The sequence below is a fragment of the Bartonella sp. WD16.2 genome, from assembly GCF_002022505.1.
Lineage (GTDB): Bacteria > Pseudomonadota > Alphaproteobacteria > Rhizobiales > Rhizobiaceae > Bartonella.
Genome location: NZ_CP019781.1, coordinates 1,638,123 through 1,656,744, shown reverse-complemented (window position 1 = coordinate 1,656,744; position 18,622 = coordinate 1,638,123). Strand labels below are relative to the sequence as shown.

Genomic DNA, 18,622 nt, shown 5'->3' with positions numbered 1-18,622 from the left:
AATATTCTCTCTAATTAATCCAACTTTTATAACTGCAACCGCAATACTTTATTCCTCTCACTTTTACTTTAGAAAAGCTATTGTATAAACACAGTTTTTCAGGCTTTTGCTAATTGAAAATTAGTATACAATGGAAATAATCAAAAGATAACTAAGATGGAATCTTTATGCCCCAAAAACAAGGCTCAGTGACTCGTAAACCACGTGTATTTTCTATTTCTCCTGGAACTTCTTTTTTGCCTCATTTCGTTGATGCACTTCTCTCAGGCAGTCTTATTGATGATTTTGCACCAAATGGAGATATCCAAGCTGCGCTCGTTGATACTCTTATTTATGTACCAACACGGCGTGCTGCTCGTGCTTTACGTGCAGTTTTTGTTGAAAGAAGTCATACACGATCAAGCTTTTTGCCCACTATCCGCCCTTTAGGAGATATGGATGAAGAAAGTTCTTTTTTATTGAAAATCATGATAGTATTTTGACACTCAATCCCCCCATTAAAGAAAGTGAACGTCTTCTCCTTCTAGCACGCCTTATTCGTCCTTGGCGGGAAAATTTGCCAGCCCATTTGCGTGCTATATTTGGTACAGAAGATGTGCTCATTCCTGCTAATACTGCTGATGCAATTTGGCTTGCTCAAGATCTAGCATGTTTGATGGATGAAGTTGAAACAGAATCTGCAGATTGGTCAAAACTCAAAGATATTTGCCCTGATACGGTTGCTGAATGGTGGCAAATCACTTTAGATTTTTTAACTATTATCACACAAAATTGGCCTCAAATTTTAAAAGAAAAACAACGAAGTAATCCGGTTGAATGGCGCAATCAAGCACTCAAAATACAAGCAGACATTTTATACCATACACAACCTCATAAACCTATTATCGTTGCTGGTGCAACAGGTTCTATTCCTGCAGTTGCTCATCTTTCAAAAGTGGTTGCCTACCTGCCCAAAGGAGCCGTTGTTCTCCCAGGGCTTGATCTTTATATGGATGAAGCGCAATGGGATGCATTAGGCACAATGAATAAAGATACAACAACTCTTGATTGTTTTGATCATGCTCTTGGTGCTTTTAGTCACCCTCAATATCATTTAAAAAAATTTTTATCTCTTATGAAATGTCAACGCATTCATGTGAGTGAAATTGGCCAAAGAAGTATAATGCAAACAAAACGTGCTGCCCTTGTATCAGAAGCGCTACGACCAGTTTCTACTACAGATCAATGGGCACAAATTGTGCGTGATGATTATGAAAATGTTTGCGCAGATTGGTCACTGATTGAAGCCAGTAATGAACGCGAAGAAGCTTTAGCCATTTCTATTGCTTTACGTAATGCCATTGAAGAGCCTCAAAAAATTGCAGCTCTTATTACTAATGACCGTAATTTAGCACGCCGTGTTGTTACTGAATTACAACGCTTTGGGATTGAAGCAAATGATTCAGGTGGAATGCCGCTTGCTCATACATTGCCTGCAACCCTATTACGACTATTGTTAGAAAATGTGTTTAAGCCTGGTGATCCTATCGCTTTTCTATCTCTTCTTAAACACCCACTCACAATTCTAGGACAAAATCGTCAACGTTTACGTGAAATAGTAGAAAATTTTGAACTATTTGTTCTTCGAGGTAGTCCTAATCGCATCAACCTTTGCGAATGTGATCAATTTCTTGAAACATGGGTGCAAACACATTCCTATAACATGTCTGACAATTGCCCCTTTGATCCACAAAAAACCGAAGAAGCACGCTTGCTTTGTCACCTTTTGGTTAAAGCAGTTGAACCATTAGCGTCTTTGATAAAACAGGATAAAGAATATACCATTAATGAAGTTGCAAGAGCCACTGTCGAAGCATTTGAAAATTTTGGGCGAGATGATAATAATTCCTTTGTGCACCTTTATCAAAATGAAGCAGGAAAAGCTTTATCAATTTTTTTGCATGAATTGGTTAACGATCAATCAGAATTAAAATTTCATCTTTGTGAATGGCCAGCTATGTTTTTAGCACTCATAGCAACCCGCTGTGTAGGCCCTTCCCCCGGAGGGCATTCACGTTTATTTATTTGGGGCACTTTAGAATCGCGCTTACAAACAGTTGATACAGTTGTTCTTGGTAACCTTAATGAAGGATCTTGGCCTATAACAACCCGCAATGATGCTTTTTTATCGCGGCCAATGAAAATGACGCTAACTCTTGAACCACCTGAAAAGCGTATTGGCCTTTCTGCACATGATTTTCAATGGGCTATGGGAATGAATAAGGTAGTGATGAGTCGAGCTACGCGTATCAACCATATTCCTTCTGTCCCCTCACGCTGGTTGCAACGTTTAGAAACAGTAGTGGGTAAACAAGTTTGGAAACAAATCTGCTCACGGGGAGAGACATTTCTTCATTGGGCAAAAATGCTCGACAAAACAGATACGATCGGTTTTACACCACGACCTTGCCCTGTACCACCACTTGATATGCGCCCACGTCATTTTTCAGTGACTGAAATAGAAACGTTGCGCTATAATCCTTATGCCATTTATGCTAAAAAAATCTTGCGCCTCAAACCACTTAAGGCACTTATTTATAGCCCTTATGCAGCTGACCGTGGAATTTTATATCATGCTATTCTTGCCGCTTTTTGCACACAAATAAAAGACCCAAACGTTGCTCATGCATTAGCGACATTTCTGGCTATTGGGCGCAAAGAATTTGACAAATTAAATTTGCCTCCTGACATTAAAGCAATTTGGTGGTCAATTTTTGAAAATTTTGCTCCTTTTTTTATTAAATGGGAACGAAGCCTCGGCCCTCGAGAACGACATGTTGAAGTTGCTTCTCAAAAAACACCTATAGGTACAACAGGTGTCACTCTTTCAGGGCGCGCTGATCGTATTGATATTTTGCCTGGTAAAATGGTTGAAATTCTTGATTTTAAAACCAATACTCCCCCTTCATCTAAACAGGTTCGTGCTTTATTACATCCGCAATTGGCATTGGAAGCAGCTTTGTTAATGCAAGGAGCTTTTATAGACTTCCAAGGTCTTAACCCTTTAAACTTATTTTACATCCCCCTTAAAGGAAAAGGTTCAATCGAATCTCAATCGATTATTTCATACAAAAAAAAAGCAAAAGATCAGACAAATGCAGTTTCACTTGGTCAAGAAGCATGGATGCGTCTTATCGCATTGATCCAGTATTATCAAAATCCACAACAAGGCTATCTTTCACACGCACTCCCTTCACCTCATCATTATGAAGGTGATTATGATCACTTGGCTCGATTATCGGAATGGTCCAGTAATTTTTATAAAGCAGGTTTATCATGACTACTTTTTTTATTCCCGAAGCAGCCCTTGATGCACAAAAAAAAGCGACACACCCAAAAACAAATGTATGGGTTTCTGCAAATGCAGGATCTGGCAAAACCCACGTTTTAAGTGAACGCGTCATTCGTTTGCTTTTAAACGGTACACCTCCAGCGCGTATTTTATGTCTAACTTATACCAACGCAGCTGCTTCTGTGATGCAATCGCGTATTTTTCGTACACTTTCCAGTTGGAACGAACTTAATGATGAGCAACTCCAAACAGTTTTATCGCAACTTGAAAATAAACCCACAAATGCACAAAAACTCGCTTATGCACGTAAACTCTTTGCTCGTGCTCTTGAAACACCAGGTGGCTTAAAAATCCAAACCATTCATGCATTTTGTGAAGCTTTATTGCATCAATTTCCGCTAGAATCTAATATTGCTGGTCATTTTGAACTTCTTGATGATACAAATCGAACACAGTTATTGCATCAAGCCCGTTGCCAACTTTTGGCACATAGCCATATACAATCGGCTTTAAAAGAGTTATTTAAAACTATTAGCGAAAGTACATTTGATCAATTGCTCCATGAAGCTGCTCAAAAACAGCATGAACTTTCTGACTTCTTGCCGTTCATTTTATCTAAAAGTGGAGAACAGCAATTACGTGCATTTTTTAATTTAACTCCCAATGAAACACATTCACAAATACTTAAAGAAATTCAACAAACCGCTTCATTGTCTTCTTATACCTTCAAATATTTTCAAACCTACAGTAATAAAAAAGCAACAGACATTATAGCGAAATTTTCTCAGTTAGCGACTGTCTCAGATGAAGAAGATATTATAGACGTTGTATCAAGCATTTACTTTACAACTGATGGTATACCCCGTAATTTTTCATGTCTTCTTTCCAAAAAATTAAATGAGACTTCGTCTTTTATTCAAAAAGAGATTGAAGAAAAACAAAATAAAGTCTCTGTTTTATTAGACAAATATCAAGGTATAAAACTTGTCACACTCAATATGGCCGCTTTTCAAATTTGTGCTACTTATCTTAAAATCTATGCGGATTTAAAAAAAGCCAATGGTCTGTTAGATTTTGATGACCTTATTGAACGCACACTCTATTTATTGCAGCGTAAAGGTGCAAGTCAGTGGGTGCAATATAAACTTGATCGTGGCATTGATCATATTCTTATCGATGAAGCACAAGACACAAACCCTGAGCAATGGCAAATTATTCAGCTTTTAGCGCAGGAATTTTTTGCAGACTATAGTCAACACACAAACATCCGCACCATTTTTGCTGTTGGTGATGAAAAGCAATCTATCTACTCTTTCCAAGGTGCTGAACCAGAAAATTTTGCTAAAAATGGCCGAATGTTTCAAAAACAAGCGCAACGCATTAATCAAAAATTTGAAAAAATACAACTAAACTATTCTTTTCGCTCTACAGCTGATATCCTCAAAGGTGTTGATCTTGTATTTGAAACGCCGGAAAATTATAAAGGACTTTCAGCAGATAATGTAAAAACAGTGCACGAACCTGTTCGCATTAATAGCCCAGGTGAAGTTATTTTATGGGACACCATTTCCAAAGAAACAAACGAACTTCCTGATGATTGGCATTCAACTGTCGATCACTTGGATACACCTGAAATACGCTTAGCAAATAAAATTGCCGTAACCATTGCTGACTGGTTGCACTCAGGCGAAATGCTTCCAGCAAAAGGACGCCTGCTGCGCGCTAGTGATATTATGGTTTTAGTTCGTAAACGACATGATCAATTTGTACCTGCTCTTTCTCGCGCACTTAAATTACACAATGTTCCTGTGGCTGGTGCTGATCGTTTACAGCTAACCAGCCATATCAGTGTACGTGACTTAATGGCGCTTGCGCAGTTCGTTTTGCAACCACAAGATGACCTTTCTCTTGCTTGTGTTTTAAAAAGTCCACTTTTTGCATTTAGCGAAGATGCACTCTATCACCTTGCAGCAAAACGTATAGGGTCACTTTGGAAAAGTCTTCGTACCCACGCTTCATCACATACATCTTATAAAGATGCCTTTGAAAATTTAAGCAAATATCGCACCTTTGTTGATAAAATACCGGTTTTTGAATTTTATAGTCACATTCTCAACAATGACAAAGGGCGACAAAAAATCCTTGCCCGTTTAGGATCTGAAGCAAATGAAATTCTTGACGCTTTCATGGATTATACACTCACAATTCAACAAACCGGTTTGCCAGGACTACAAGCCTTTTTGGAAATATTGAATGCCAATAAACCAGAAATCAAACGTGAGCTTGATCAAAACCATGAAGAAGTTCGCATTATGACTGTCCACGCTGCTAAAGGATTGGAAAGCGCTATCGTTTTTTTGGTTGATCCGGGTAGTGCAATCTGGGATTCACATTATATACCACATTTTTTCACATTTCCTCTGAATGGAAGACAAGCTCTTATTTGGCGTCCAAATGCACAATTTAAAAAGCCTTTTGAAAAAGCACTCTCGCATTTAAAGGAGCGTGCAGAAGAAGAGTATAAGCGCCTTCTTTATGTGGGAATGACACGTGCTGAAGATCGATTGATTGTTTGCGGTTATAGCAATCAAAAAGAAAACTCTAATACATGGCTAAAATTGGTAAAAAAAGCCCTTCAACCCCACAGCGTTACCATAAAAGGCCCAACAGAAGATATAGCAGCTTGGCGCTATTCTATTACATCTTCGTCTACCCTAACAAACAAGGAAATACTTGATGAAGATAAACAAACATTGCCACCTTTGCCAGCTTTTTTTCATCATAAAATGCATTCAGAACCAGGTTTACCAAAACCGCTAAGACCTTCTATTGCTGGTCCTTCCATTGATATTAATGCTGAATCTTTTTCTAATCAAACACACTATAGCGTTTCACCCGTTTTAGGAGAAAAAAATACGAACAAAATTTTTACTATCGAATATGGTAATTTGGTTCACCGCTTACTACAATATTTGCCTGAGTGCCCTCTCCAAAAACGTTTTGATTACGCTCAGCGTTATCTCAGCATCAAAGCTTCCCATTGGCCTGAACTTCAAAGAAAAAAAGCACTCCATCAAGTTTGTGAATTGTTAGAAAATCCACATCTCAAATCCCTTTTTTCTGCTCATTCTCGTGCTGAAGTTTCGCTTATGGGTACTCTCAAAATTCATGGTAAAGAACAGATAATTTCCGGACAAATTGACCGTTTATGTGTCACTCAAGACAGTGTTCTTTTTGCTGATTTTAAAACAGGAATTCCACCAGAAAATGAAATTACTATCCCCCAAAATTATTTATTACAAATGGCTCTTTATCGAAAATTGCTGCAAACTATTTATCCAGATAAAAATATTGATGCTTTTCTTATTTATTGTAGAGAAGCGAAAATTTTTACACTTACTCCTGAAAAACTCGATACATGTTTGAATGAATTTGTCTGATAAAAAAGAAAAAACTTTTCAAAAGATCTTGTCCTCCTTTATTTTATCATTACTTGACATTAATCGAAGTCATTTTAATATGTATAAAAGAATATATAAAGGCTCAATCAATGACATGTATAAAAGCTGATAATAGCAATTTCGAAAATGAAGTTCTCACCTCTTCCACTCCTGTTGTAGTTGATTTTTGGGCAGAGTGGTGTGGCCCTTGCAAAATGATTGCACCGATCCTGGATGAAATTTCAATAGAAATGCAAGGCCAAGTGAAAATTGTCAAAGTTAATATTGATGAAAATCCAGAACTGGCTACGCAATATGGAGTTCGCTCAATCCCTACTCTCTTGATGTTTAAAAATGGAAATATCTCATCTCATATGGTTGGTGCCGTTTCTAAAGGACGCCTCTGCGAATGGATTAAAGAGGGGCTTAGTTAAATTTTCTTATAATAAACTTTTATTTATATAAAGAGAGAAGTTCTAAAGAGCTCTTTATCTTTTTAAAATGAGTTTCTTTGCTGAAAATTATTATTTAGAACGGATTTGATAATCTTTAAAAGGTGAAAATTTTATTTTTGGGACTCGTTCTGCTTCATAATTCAATGAAAAATGATTTTCTGCTAAAAAAACCGGATCACCATCTAAATCATGAGCAATAGCAGAGCGGTAGTTTGTGAGAAAATTTTGAAGTTCATCTTTATCATCTGTAAAAATCCAACGACAAATATTAAAACGCGCTGGTTCAAAGTTCACGGGTAAAGAATACTCCACCTTCAGTCTTTCTATTAAAACATCAATTTGCAAAGCACCAATAACACCAATAAGAGCAAGTGATCCATCGTCAGGAATAAAGAGTTGAACAACCCCCTCTTCAGCCATTTGTCGTAAAGCTTCTTTTAGCTTTTTTGCTTTCATGGGATCATTTAAACATACCCGACGCAAAATTTCTGGTGCAAAATTTGGTAAACCTTTAAAGAGAATATCTTCCCCCTCAGTCAGAGTATCACCAATTCGCAAAGTCCCGTGATTAGGAATCCCGACTACATCACCAGCATAGGCTTGATCAGCAATTTGACGTGAACGAGCAAAGAAAAATTGCGGTGTCGAAAGCGTCATTGGTTTTCCCGTCCGAACTAATTTTGCCTTCATACCACGCTTAAGCGTCCCCGAACATACCCGTAAAAACGCAATCCGATCACGATGATTAGGATCCATATTGGCTTGAATTTTAAAGACGAACCCTGTCATCTTGGATTCTACAGCCATTACAGTACGTTGATCAGCCACCTGATCACGAGGACTTGGACCAAAATCAACTAACGCATTTATTAAATCACGAACACCAAAATTACGTAAAGCTGAACCAAAATAAACAGGTGTCATATAACCTTCACAGAAAGCTTGAAAATCAAAATTTTTGCATGCATTGCGGGCAAATTCTATTCCTTCAACAAAAGATGCACGCTGATTTTCAGGTAGTAAATTAGAAATCTCAACAGGCCCAGAAACTACTTGTGGAGTTACTTCATCATCATGTTGACGAAAACGGTTATGATGAAGATCAAAAGTACCTTTAAAATCTTTACCTATACCTACAGGCCACGTAATTGGAGCAGTATCAAGAGCAAGTTTTTCTTCAATTTCATCTAAAATTTCTAGGGGATCACGCGTCTCACGATCCATTTTGTTAACAAAAGTAACAATAGGAATGTCCCTCATTCGGCAAACTTCAAATAGCTTTAATGTCCTAGGCTCAATTCCGCGTGCACCATCCAATACCATGATAGCACTATCAACCGCCGTGAGAGTGCGATATGTATCATCGGCAAAATCAGCATGGCCTGGAGTATCTAATAAATTAAAAATATGCCCCTCATATTCAAATGTCATCACAGATGTTACAACCGAAATACCGCGGTCACGTTCAATTTTCATCCAATCAGAACGAGTTTGAATACGGTCTTTTTTTGCTCTCACCTCACCAGCAAGTTGAATAGCTCCACCAAACAGTAACAATTTCTCTGTTAATGTCGTTTTTCCTGCATCAGGGTGAGCAATAATCGCAAATGTACGCCGCCGCTTTACCTCTTGCGCTCTATTTTCCATTATTCCCCCCTAAAATCGTGCAAGCACTTCAGCAATGAGCACACGCATTTTATCAATTCCATAAAGTGCAATAAATGATCCAAACCTTGGCCCCCGTTCTTGCCCTAAAAGGACTTCATAGAGCATTTGAAAAAAAACATTCGAAACACCAGGCCCCCTTCAGGGCTTTTTTTGCTATAATCTTGATAACGCTCGGTTAAACGTGCAACATCAAGAAGCGCATTTTGAATTGTATTTTCATCAACAGTTTCTGGAAGGCTGGCTAATTTTTCATCAATTTTAGCCAATGTTAAACGTTCATCTTCATCAGGTATGCGAAATTTCTTGTTTGGTTTTACAAAAATACCAAAATATTTAATCGCAAATTCCACTAACTGGTCAAGCATTGGATATGTTTGCGGATTTGCTCCTTTAGCATAGCGAGAAATAAATCCCCAAAGCACTTCTTTATTTTCAGCATTTGAAGCACTTACTAAATTCAATAACATAGCAAAAGATACAGGCAAACTAATCTGTGGAGGGCAACCATTATGGATATGCCATACGGGATTATTTAGCCGTTCTTTCCACAATTGACGGTTATAAGCTGAAAGATGTGTATAATATTCATCAACAGCTTTTGGAATGACATCAAAATAAAGCCTTTTTGCTGTTTTAGGCTTTAAAAACATATAGAGTGCTAGGCTCTCTGTTGGTGCATAAGCCAACCATTCATCAATAGTCAAACCATTCCCTTTAGATTTGGAAATTTTTTGCCCCTTATCATCTAAAAAAAGCTCATAATTGAACCCTTCAGGCGGATTACCATCAAGTACTTTGCAAATTTTAGAAGAAAGAGTGACAGAATCAATAAGATCTTTTCCTGCCATTTCATAATCAACCCCAAGCGCTTTCCAGCGCATTGCCCAATCCACCTTCCACTGGCATTTAACTTTTCCACGTGTGATTTCTGTTTCAATTGTTTCACCTGTTTCAGGTTCTATATAAATGACAGTACCTTTCTCAACATTACGGTCAATCATTGGTACTTGTAATACTTTTCCAGAAACAGGAGAGATAGGTAAAAAAGTGAATATGTTGCCCGTCGCTCTTCACCCAATGTTGGTAGAATAATGTCCATAACCTGGTCATAACAAGCAAGTATTTTTAAAAGTGCTTCATCAAAACGACCGGAGTTATAATAATCGGTAGAACTGACAAATTCATAATCAAAACCAAAGCGATCAAGAAACGTGCATAAACGCGCATTATTAGCTGCTCCAAAAGAAGGATAAACATCCCCAAAAGGATCTGGCACACGACTAAGTGGCTGACCAAGATAACGCTCCATCTTTTCACGGTTAGGCACATTATCAGGAACTTTGCGCAAACCATCCATATCATCAGAAAAACACAAAAGTTTTGTTTCAACTTGGTTTTCAGTTAAAATGTGAAATGCATGACGCACCATGGTTGTGCGCGCCACTTCTCCAAAGGTACCAATGTGCGGCAAACCAGAAGGCCCATAGCCTGTTTCAAATAAAATGCTCTCTGGATAACCTGTTTTTTCATAACGTTTGATAATTTTACGTGCTTCTTCAAATGGCCAGGCCTTCGACTGAGCAGCTGCATCAATTAATTCGGGTGTAAACTTAAGGGCAGCACACTGATCACGCATTTATAATTTTTATCCTTAAATTAAATTGTTTAATATCATGGTTTATGATCATTGAATTTATTCATCAATAATAGCAAAATTAAAAGTAGCAAAAATTCTTTTACCCCATTTTTATTACTTCACAATAAGCCTTATCTTTACGTTTTAATTGGCTTTTTTAGTGTCGTTATTTTAAACTTTACCCTATTACACTTACTTCAAAAGAAAACAAATCCTTTTGCGCTGAAGACAACATAAACAAATAGCGTATCTGTTGTTGGTAAAAATAAGTAAAAAAAATTCTGTTATATATCTTGTCTAAAAGTTATTTTTTCCAGAAAAATACTAAAGTAGTTTTTTATTATTTTCATTTATAACTTTGATGAACGCATCGCTAATGTGCATAAGCGTAAAGCATTTAATTTAATAAAGCCAGTAGCATCTTTTTGATCATAAGTACTTTGACTATCCTCAAAAATAACCAATTTATTGCAATTAAAGTGACTTTTCGCTTTGGCGCCTCATTACAATAACATTACCTTTATAAAGCTTTAATGTTACTTCACTTTCAACATTTTCTTGAGATAAATTTATAGCCGTCTGCAACATTTTGCGTTCAGGTAAAAACCAAAAACCTTAATAAATCAATTCTGCATAACATGGCATTAATTCATCTTTCAAATGAGCCACACCACGATCTAATGTTAAAGATTCAATTGCTCGGTGCGCGGTTAAGAGAATAATTCCCCCTGATGTTTCGTAAATATCACGCGATTTCATACCTATAAAGTGGTTTTCTACTAAATCTAACCGACCGATACCATTGTCGTACTCATACTGATTTAACTGAGCAAGTAAAATCGCAGGAGATAAAATTTTTCCATTAATCGAAACAGCATCACCTTTTTTTAAAACCAATAGTGATTATCACTGCTTGATCTGGAGTAACCTCTGGTGCAAGAGTGCACATATGCGCATATTCGGGAGTAGAAATAGTTAGATCTTCTAAAATTTTTCCTTCTGATGACAAATGTAATAAATTTGTATTCTATTGAAAAAGGTGCCTCACCTTGTTTATCCTTTTCTTCACAGAAATTTGATGCGCTTGCGCAAACTCAATTAAATCTGTCTGACTTTTAAAAGCTCAATCACACCATGGAGTGATAACTTTAATATTGGGGTTAAGAGCATAGGCAGAAAGTGCAAAACGTACTTGATTATTCCCTTTTCCTATTGTACCATGAGTAATTGTATATGTACGTGTCGCTTTAGCAATCTCAATAAGACGTTTTGAGAAATAAGTGGGCAAGCAATTGATATCCTCAAAAGATAAATCCCCGCATAAACCACATTTTCTCGAAATATCGGAAATGCAAAATTATATACAAATTCTTCACACAAATCTCTAATATAGATTTCCTTAACATCAAGCATTTTAGTCTTACAACGTGCAGGTTCTAATTCTCCCTCCTACCCCAAATCAGCGGAAAAAGTTACAACTTCAATGCTAAGTTCGCTTTGCAACTATTTGAGAATGATTGACGTATCTAACTCTCTTTAAATAAGTTAAAATAATTTTTTTAATATTTTACTATTTTTTCATTTTAAAGCTCTACATTATTCACCTTCTTTTCCTTCCCCAGAAACCAACCTCATACAAGTAGTGAAAATAAATTCCTTTTAAGTAATATTAAAAGATGCAAAAAAGAACAAAAAAGCGTAAAGAGAAATGCGTATACGAGAAGCGTAAATGTAGTAATCTCTTTATATAAAGGAAGTTTACATGTCATTTTTACCTGAATGGTCCATTTTTATACAATTTGCTCTAATATCTTTGATTTTAGCGCTTATTCCAGGACCTGATATAATGCTGTCAGTAGGACGGACTATTGCACAAAATAAAAAAGCTGGGATTATGTGTGCCTTTGGTAGTGCAACAGGTTTTGCTATTCAAATTACTGCCGTAGTTATTGGTTTATCAGCATTTATTGTTACTTCACCAAGTGCTTTTTTGCTTCTGAAAATTGTTGGTGCTTTTTTTCTTCTATGGCTTGCTTTTCAAACATTGCGAAAAAACTCGACATTTTCTCTACAACAAACATCCCCACCAAAACATCAAAGTCTCAAACGTAATTATCTTGCGGGAGTTGGAATTAATCTTTTAAATCCCAAAGTTATTCTTTTTAATATAACTTTCTTACCTCAATTTATCGATGCTAATGATCCTATGGTCAAACAAAAATTGTTTATTTTGGGACTTTCTTATATTCCTATATCTTTACCTATTACAATTTTATTGGTTCTTATGGCCAACAAACTTTCCATGAGTCTAAAGGAAAACCCTTTTTATATTCGCCTGCTCAATTGGCTTATTGCAATTATTTTCATTATTTTTGCTTTACGCTTACTTATTACCAATTAAGTTTATTCATCTCCAGTTGTATTTTCACAGTGTAATCGCTCAAATTTACGTAAGCGTTTTGAAGTTGATTTTAGCTGTCCACAGGCAGCTAAAATATCACGACCACGTGGCATCCGAATGGGTGAAGCATAACCTGCTTGATTAACAACATCAGCAAAGCGTTCAATTTGTTCCCAATCAGAACATTGATAATGACTTCCCGGCCATGAATTGAAAGGGATTAAATTGATCTTAGCAGGAATACCTTTAAGCAACTGTACTAATTGTTTAGCATCATCCAAACTATCATTCACGTCTTTCAGCATAACATACTCAAATGTAATTCGTTTTGCATTAGAAAGACCAGGATAATTACGACAAGCATCCATTAAAAGAGAAAGTGGATATTTTTTATTTATTGGTACCAATATATCTCGTAATGTATCACGTACAGCATGGAGTGAGATTGCTAACATAACTCCAATTTCTTTTCCGGCTCGTATAATTTCAGGAACCACTCCACTTGTTGAAAGAGTGATCCGACGTTTTGATAAAGAAAGTCCATCACCATCAGACGCAATCAATAAAGCTTTTTTAACCGCTTCAAAATTAAAAAGCGGTTCCCCCATACCCATCATAACAATATTGGTGACTTTGCGCCCTTCGATTGAAACGACTGCACTATCAGGTGTATTTTTCTCAGGAAAATCACCTAAACGATCACGTGCAACCAATAACTGTGCCAAAATTTCTTCAGCTGTCAGATTACGAACAAGTGTCTGCGTTCCTGTATGACAAAAAGAGCAGGTTAATGTACACCCTACCTGAGATGAAATACATAAAGTACCGCGTCCTTCTTCAGGAATATAAACTGTTTCAATTTCAACAGGTTTTCCAGCACCACGTGCTGGGAAACGTAAAAGCCATTTACATGTACCATCGTTTGATGTTTGTTCTTCAACAATCTCTGGACGCGCAATAGAAAAATGATCTCGAAGCATTTCGCGCATTGGCTTACCAATATTTAACATCTCATCAAAATGTGAAACACCACGTACATAAAGCCAATGCCAAAGTTGACGTACGCGCATACGTATTTGATGTTTTGGAACACCAATCGCCTCTAAAGCTTGCACCATTTCATCATGCGATAAGCCAATTAAGGATAGTTTAGATTTCTCCTTTATCACAGTATCATTTACTTTGAGCACTTGACATGCACCATCTAGTTGAAAAATCATATAAAATAGCCACTGATTTCCAGTTAATAGCTATTTTTAAAATTATAAGCGCTCTAATGACATTTTTGTGCCATATTTAACGCAGCCGTCACCCCTTTTAAGGAATAAGTGTAAGTAGTATGTGTTCCCCGTTTTGAGATCGCTTTCACCACCATATCTTTACCCGAACGCATAGCAGAAACAAGCTGTTTTTCCATCTCCGATGACGCTAACCAAGCTGATGAATCCTTTGTAAAAAAGTCAAAATCCTCATCTCCAACAGTTACAGTAACTTTTGACCCTTCTTTAAGGGTATAACCAGCCATAAATTGCGGCTCAAATATAACAGGTGAATCAGAACGTTTAGTTACCAAAAAGAAATTATCACCATGATTAACAGTTGTTGGAAGTGCATTTAAAGGTACTGACAACACATAACAAACTGTATTTTCTGATGATTTATAAGAATAAGCTCCCCAAGCCTCAAATTGATCTAAACGATTCGGCGTTTGTGCCCATGTTATCCCAGTAGTAGCTAGAATCATCATAGACGTAGTGATAAAAGTCTTTTTTAACATCTTCATTTAGCTCACTTCTTTATTCTCTTTAACAATTTTTTCATTAATGAAGCCTAACAAAAGCCGGCTAAATAATTTAGCATTATTGTTGTTAATTATTTAACAATAAAAATAAGACTTCCAATTAAACAAACCTTTCATTTTAGTGTAACTTTTTGGTTTTTATAGAATATAAATGTTTTTTCAATAATCAGACAAAAAAACAACACTCTGATTTCATTTCATCAAATTCGTTTTTGCATAAAAAATTTGTATTTTCGTAAATAAGTAATTTCTGTCGTTTAAAACAAAAATATAAAAAATACCTCACCTTAATTTTGTAATTCGATTGCAAAATAAGAACAAAAAGTGAACATACTGTTAAACTTTTAAGCAACAAACTGTGGAATTATACTGTATATAAATGAATTACTATATAACTTTAAAAAAATATATTTTTCGTGGAAAATTTTGAACTTTAAAATCTTATTGTTAGCATTAATTGATATCAAAAATTGGATTTACATGCTCAAAAATATAAGAGCAGTTTTGTCTCTATATTAACCAATTCCCTACCTCCACACAAATACGAATAACTTTATATTCATATATTTATTAGTGTATCTAAAAATCAAACAGTTAATAGACTCTATATTTCTTACCAATTAAAGCCGACTTTTAGCTTTGTGTGATGCTATTTATGCCTCTTCTTTTTTGTCCGTTCAAAATCAATATCGTAAAACTATCAAATACTATATCCTTAACTTTGAAATACTCCATAAAAAAGGCTAATAGAGTATTAATCTTTTCTTTTTTGGACCAATTTTTAACATAGATTATATCACATTCAGCCTTTAGCTGCCTCTACCGTAATACATATGCACCGACATTACCTCTTAGGCTGCATCTAATGTTAAATGTTGAATCAATAAAGCATCAAGCGCGTGGACATCATGTGTATTGCGTAATTTGTCAATAACATCAGAATAATGCAAAATGCGCATAATTTGTGACAAAGCCTTCAAATTATCTGTACCAGTATGCTCAGGTGCTAAAAGTAGAAAAACAAGATCAACAGGTTCATCATCAAAAGTTTCAAAATCAACTGGATGCTCAAGACGAGCAAAGATACAGATATTTCGATCAATATTAGGAAATTTCCCGTGAGGAATTGCAATACCATTTCCTACACCGGTTGATCCCAATTTTTCACGCTGCAAAATAATATCAAAAATTATATGCTCATTAAGACCTGTTAATTCATTAGCTTTCTCAGCTAAAATTTTCAGGACTTGTTTTTTTGAATTTGCTTTAAGCACCGGAATAATTGCTTCTGGTGCAATTAACTCACTTAAATTCATATTTAATTTCCTTTTTATACATCCGAATACTTATTTAAAAACTCAAAAATAGTATTAATTTTTAAGAATTGTTGCTGATTTCTGTCAACATTTTACATTGCTTTATTTACGCTATTTTTAACTCATAATAACCATGAATTAATCTCTCTAATATCACCATTAGTTTGTTTTCAACAACATTGAGAAAACAAAAATCGTTTCAATCAAATTTGATTCCTGCTTTAGCTAGTAATAGTTACCGTCATATTTATTAACCTCTCAGTCGTCATAATCGATTTATAATCTTTGAAAAATTGTTCTCTTTTTAACAATAGACTCCATAACATTAACACGCACATTGAACTAAAATGGCACTTTCACTTGAAGTCTTAGTGTATGGCTTAAAACAACTAATTTTAACAATAAAAACATATGAAATATATTTAACCATTCTATTAAAAATTATTTGTGCACTTTGTAATTGGCTTGACGCTTGTAAAAAGTGCACTTATTTTTAAATGCGCAATATAATAAGCAGAATAGTACAAATTTGATTTGATAATTGTACTTATAATCCGTAACATCACCATTAAAATATTTGGAAATAAAATTACTGATACATTGTTTAAATTGATCGTAAAAAATCTTACTGCTATCTCTATCTTTTCTAGAAATGCGCAGATTCATGACAACCCGATTATATCATCAATATAAGATCAATTTACCAATATCTTTCTTAATATACAATCAAAAACATCTCATTTTTTAAAGTGTTCGTCTAACAATATCAATAGAAGAAATTCAATTAATTGTAATTATAAAAATTCATACAAACAGAAATTTGTACACTAAAACAACGAATATTATCAGTACAAAGCGATTCTTATAGAGTGAACAAATAAGAGAAAACAAATTTAATTGTTTCTTTCTGAGCCTAAAAATAACTCAAATCACAAGGCCTTTTTATTTTGTTAAAACAGCATCATCATAGCTCATATCAATAGAGGATTCTTAAGTTATGTAATGAAATACATAAAATGACCGCCTAGTAAAAAAGCTTTATCAATATCATAAGACGCAATTGATTGAAAACAGCACATTATCCTTCATAATTATGACCTTTTAAATTTAATTTGATCTTTTATAACATATTAAAATAATCAAAGAGAAAACTGATCGCCCAAATAAATTCTGCGGACATCAGTGTTATTGATAATATCGTTCGGACAACCATCAATCAACACTTGTCCTTCATGAATAATATAGGCGCGATTAACAAGATTTAATGTCTCACGTACATTATGATCGGTTATCAACACACCGATACCACGTTGAGTTAAGTGATGAACGAGCCGTTGGATATCACAAATAGCAATAGGATCAATTCCCGCAAATGGCTCATCAAGCAACATAAAATTGGGGCGTGAAGCTAAAGCACGTGCGATTTCAAGTCGCCGTCGTTCACCCCCAGATAAAGAAATAGCTGGCGTTTTGCGTAAATGATCAATCTTGAATTCACATAAAAGTGCATCCAGTTCTTCACGACGCTTAAAGCGATCTTTTTCGATCACTTCCAAAACAGCTTTAATGTTATTTTCTACTGAAAGACCACGAAAAATAGATGTTTCTTGAGGTAAATATCCAATACCTAAACGCGCACGTTGATACATTGGCATATGGGTGACATTAAACCCATTAATTTCAATTGTCCCTCCATCGGCTTCAATTAAACCTGTAACCATATAAAAACAAGTAGTTTTACCAGCACCATTAGGGCCTAAAATACCTACAGCCTCACCGGTGCAGACATTAAAAGAAACATCCTTAACAACCTGCCTTCCTCGATAAACTTTAACTAAATGACGCGCAACTAAAGTTCCTTTTAAAGATTGTTTTAAAGCTTCACTTGCAAGATCATATTTAGTTGTTTGTTTTGTTTTTTTGATTTTAAACATAAAATCTTAATAGCTATTTTTGACTTGATTTTAAAATGATTGAAGCACGATTCTTTTTCTCAAATGCCTGACAACCTTCGAGAAAAGCTTTTCCACTTTCCATATGTACTGTCAACTTGCACCCTGTCGCAACATTATTATTATCTCTCAAGACAACTTTATTACCTATCAAGATCATCCTATTTGATTGTCTATCAAAAATACCTTTATCACCGGTAGCAATCTGCGTGGCTATCTTAATATAAACCCTTCCTAATGCTTCCATTTTCTTAATACCTGTTACATCAAAACCAATAGGCAATGTTGACTCTATGCTTTTTTTATTTTCACCAATTGCTTTATGTGCTTTATCATAATAAACAATTAATTGTGATGTTTGCATAAATCGCTCACCCTGAACAATTGAAACATTGCCACTAAAAACAGCAACCCCTTCTTTATCGCGTATTTCTAAGGAATCTGCATGCAATTCTATGGGTTCTTTACTATTTGATAAATTAATCCCGAAATGAGCCTCTTCAGCATACCCAAAAACCACTATCAGTTCTAACAATATTCCTACGATTAAAGCCAAACATAAATTCTTTTGCTTTTTATATGATGTTCTTGGCTGCACTTAATTATCCTCAATTTTTCCATT

Annotated in this window: 9 protein-coding genes and 3 pseudogenes; 4 read left to right on the top strand and 8 right to left on the bottom strand. The window is 35.4% G+C overall.

The features are described 5' to 3' along the window. Positions 1 to 188 precede the first annotated feature (188 nt). From addB to trxA, 3 genes and pseudogenes are all read left to right on the top strand, one after another. Positions 189 to 3,319: pseudogene (addB, locus tag BWD162_RS07260) on the top strand (double-strand break repair protein AddB). Further along, a complete protein-coding gene (gene addA, locus BWD162_RS07255) occupies positions 3,316 to 6,771 on the top strand; it encodes a double-strand break repair helicase AddA (RefSeq protein WP_078706034.1) in 3,456 nt (1,151 codons plus the stop codon). Before addB ends, addA begins: the two are co-directional and overlap by 4 nt. 110 nt (positions 6,772 to 6,881) lie before the next feature. Continuing rightward, positions 6,882 to 7,205 (top strand): thioredoxin, encoded by a 324-nt coding sequence (gene trxA / locus BWD162_RS07250; RefSeq protein WP_078706033.1) that lies wholly within the window; start codon positions 6,882 to 6,884, stop codon positions 7,203 to 7,205. Positions 7,206 to 7,295: 90 nt separating this feature from the next. On the opposite strand, the gene BWD162_RS07245 is transcribed toward trxA, so the two are convergent. From BWD162_RS07245 to BWD162_RS08180, 3 genes and pseudogenes are all read right to left on the bottom strand, one after another. Further along, positions 7,296 to 8,873, bottom strand: coding sequence for a peptide chain release factor 3 (locus tag BWD162_RS07245; RefSeq protein WP_078706032.1), 1,578 nt, complete (start codon positions 8,871 to 8,873; stop codon positions 7,296 to 7,298). Positions 8,874 to 8,882: 9 nt separating this feature from the next. Then, a pseudogene (locus tag BWD162_RS07240) lies at positions 8,883 to 10,530 on the bottom strand (lysine--tRNA ligase). Positions 10,531 to 10,880: 350 nt separating this feature from the next. Continuing rightward, positions 10,881 to 12,094: pseudogene (locus BWD162_RS08180) on the bottom strand (argininosuccinate synthase). A 198-nt stretch (positions 12,095 to 12,292) separates the two neighbouring features. On the opposite strand from BWD162_RS08180, the gene BWD162_RS07230 reads away from it, so the two are divergent. Continuing rightward, positions 12,293 to 12,931 carry a LysE family translocator gene (locus BWD162_RS07230; protein WP_078706031.1) on the top strand — a complete coding sequence of 213 codons (639 nt, stop codon included), beginning with the start codon at positions 12,293 to 12,295 and terminating at the stop codon, positions 12,929 to 12,931. Positions 12,932 to 12,933: 2 nt separating this feature from the next. On the opposite strand, the gene rlmN is transcribed toward BWD162_RS07230, so the two are convergent. The 5 genes from rlmN to BWD162_RS07205 form a co-directional block, all read right to left on the bottom strand. After that, positions 12,934 to 14,151: a 23S rRNA (adenine(2503)-C(2))-methyltransferase RlmN gene (gene rlmN, locus BWD162_RS07225; RefSeq protein WP_078706030.1), complete on the bottom strand. Its 1,218-nt coding sequence runs from the start codon at positions 14,149 to 14,151 to the stop codon at positions 12,934 to 12,936. 53 nt (positions 14,152 to 14,204) lie between these two features. Next, a complete protein-coding gene (locus tag BWD162_RS07220) occupies positions 14,205 to 14,708 on the bottom strand; it encodes an invasion associated locus B family protein (protein WP_194284883.1) in 504 nt (167 codons plus the stop codon). 875 nt (positions 14,709 to 15,583) lie between these two features. Beyond that, positions 15,584 to 16,048, bottom strand: coding sequence for a PTS IIA-like nitrogen regulatory protein PtsN (ptsN, locus tag BWD162_RS07215; RefSeq protein ID WP_078706028.1), 465 nt, complete (start codon positions 16,046 to 16,048; stop codon positions 15,584 to 15,586). Between the two features lie 1,139 nt (positions 16,049 to 17,187). After that, positions 17,188 to 17,982, bottom strand: a complete 795-nt coding sequence (gene lptB, locus BWD162_RS07210; protein WP_078706027.1) for an LPS export ABC transporter ATP-binding protein — start codon at positions 17,980 to 17,982, stop codon at positions 17,188 to 17,190. Between the two features lie 13 nt (positions 17,983 to 17,995). After that, the gene (locus BWD162_RS07205) at positions 17,996 to 18,598 is read right to left on the bottom strand and encodes an LptA/OstA family protein (RefSeq protein WP_078706026.1); all 603 of its coding nucleotides are present in this window, start codon (positions 18,596 to 18,598) and stop codon (positions 17,996 to 17,998) included. Positions 18,599 to 18,622: the final 24 nt, after the last annotated feature.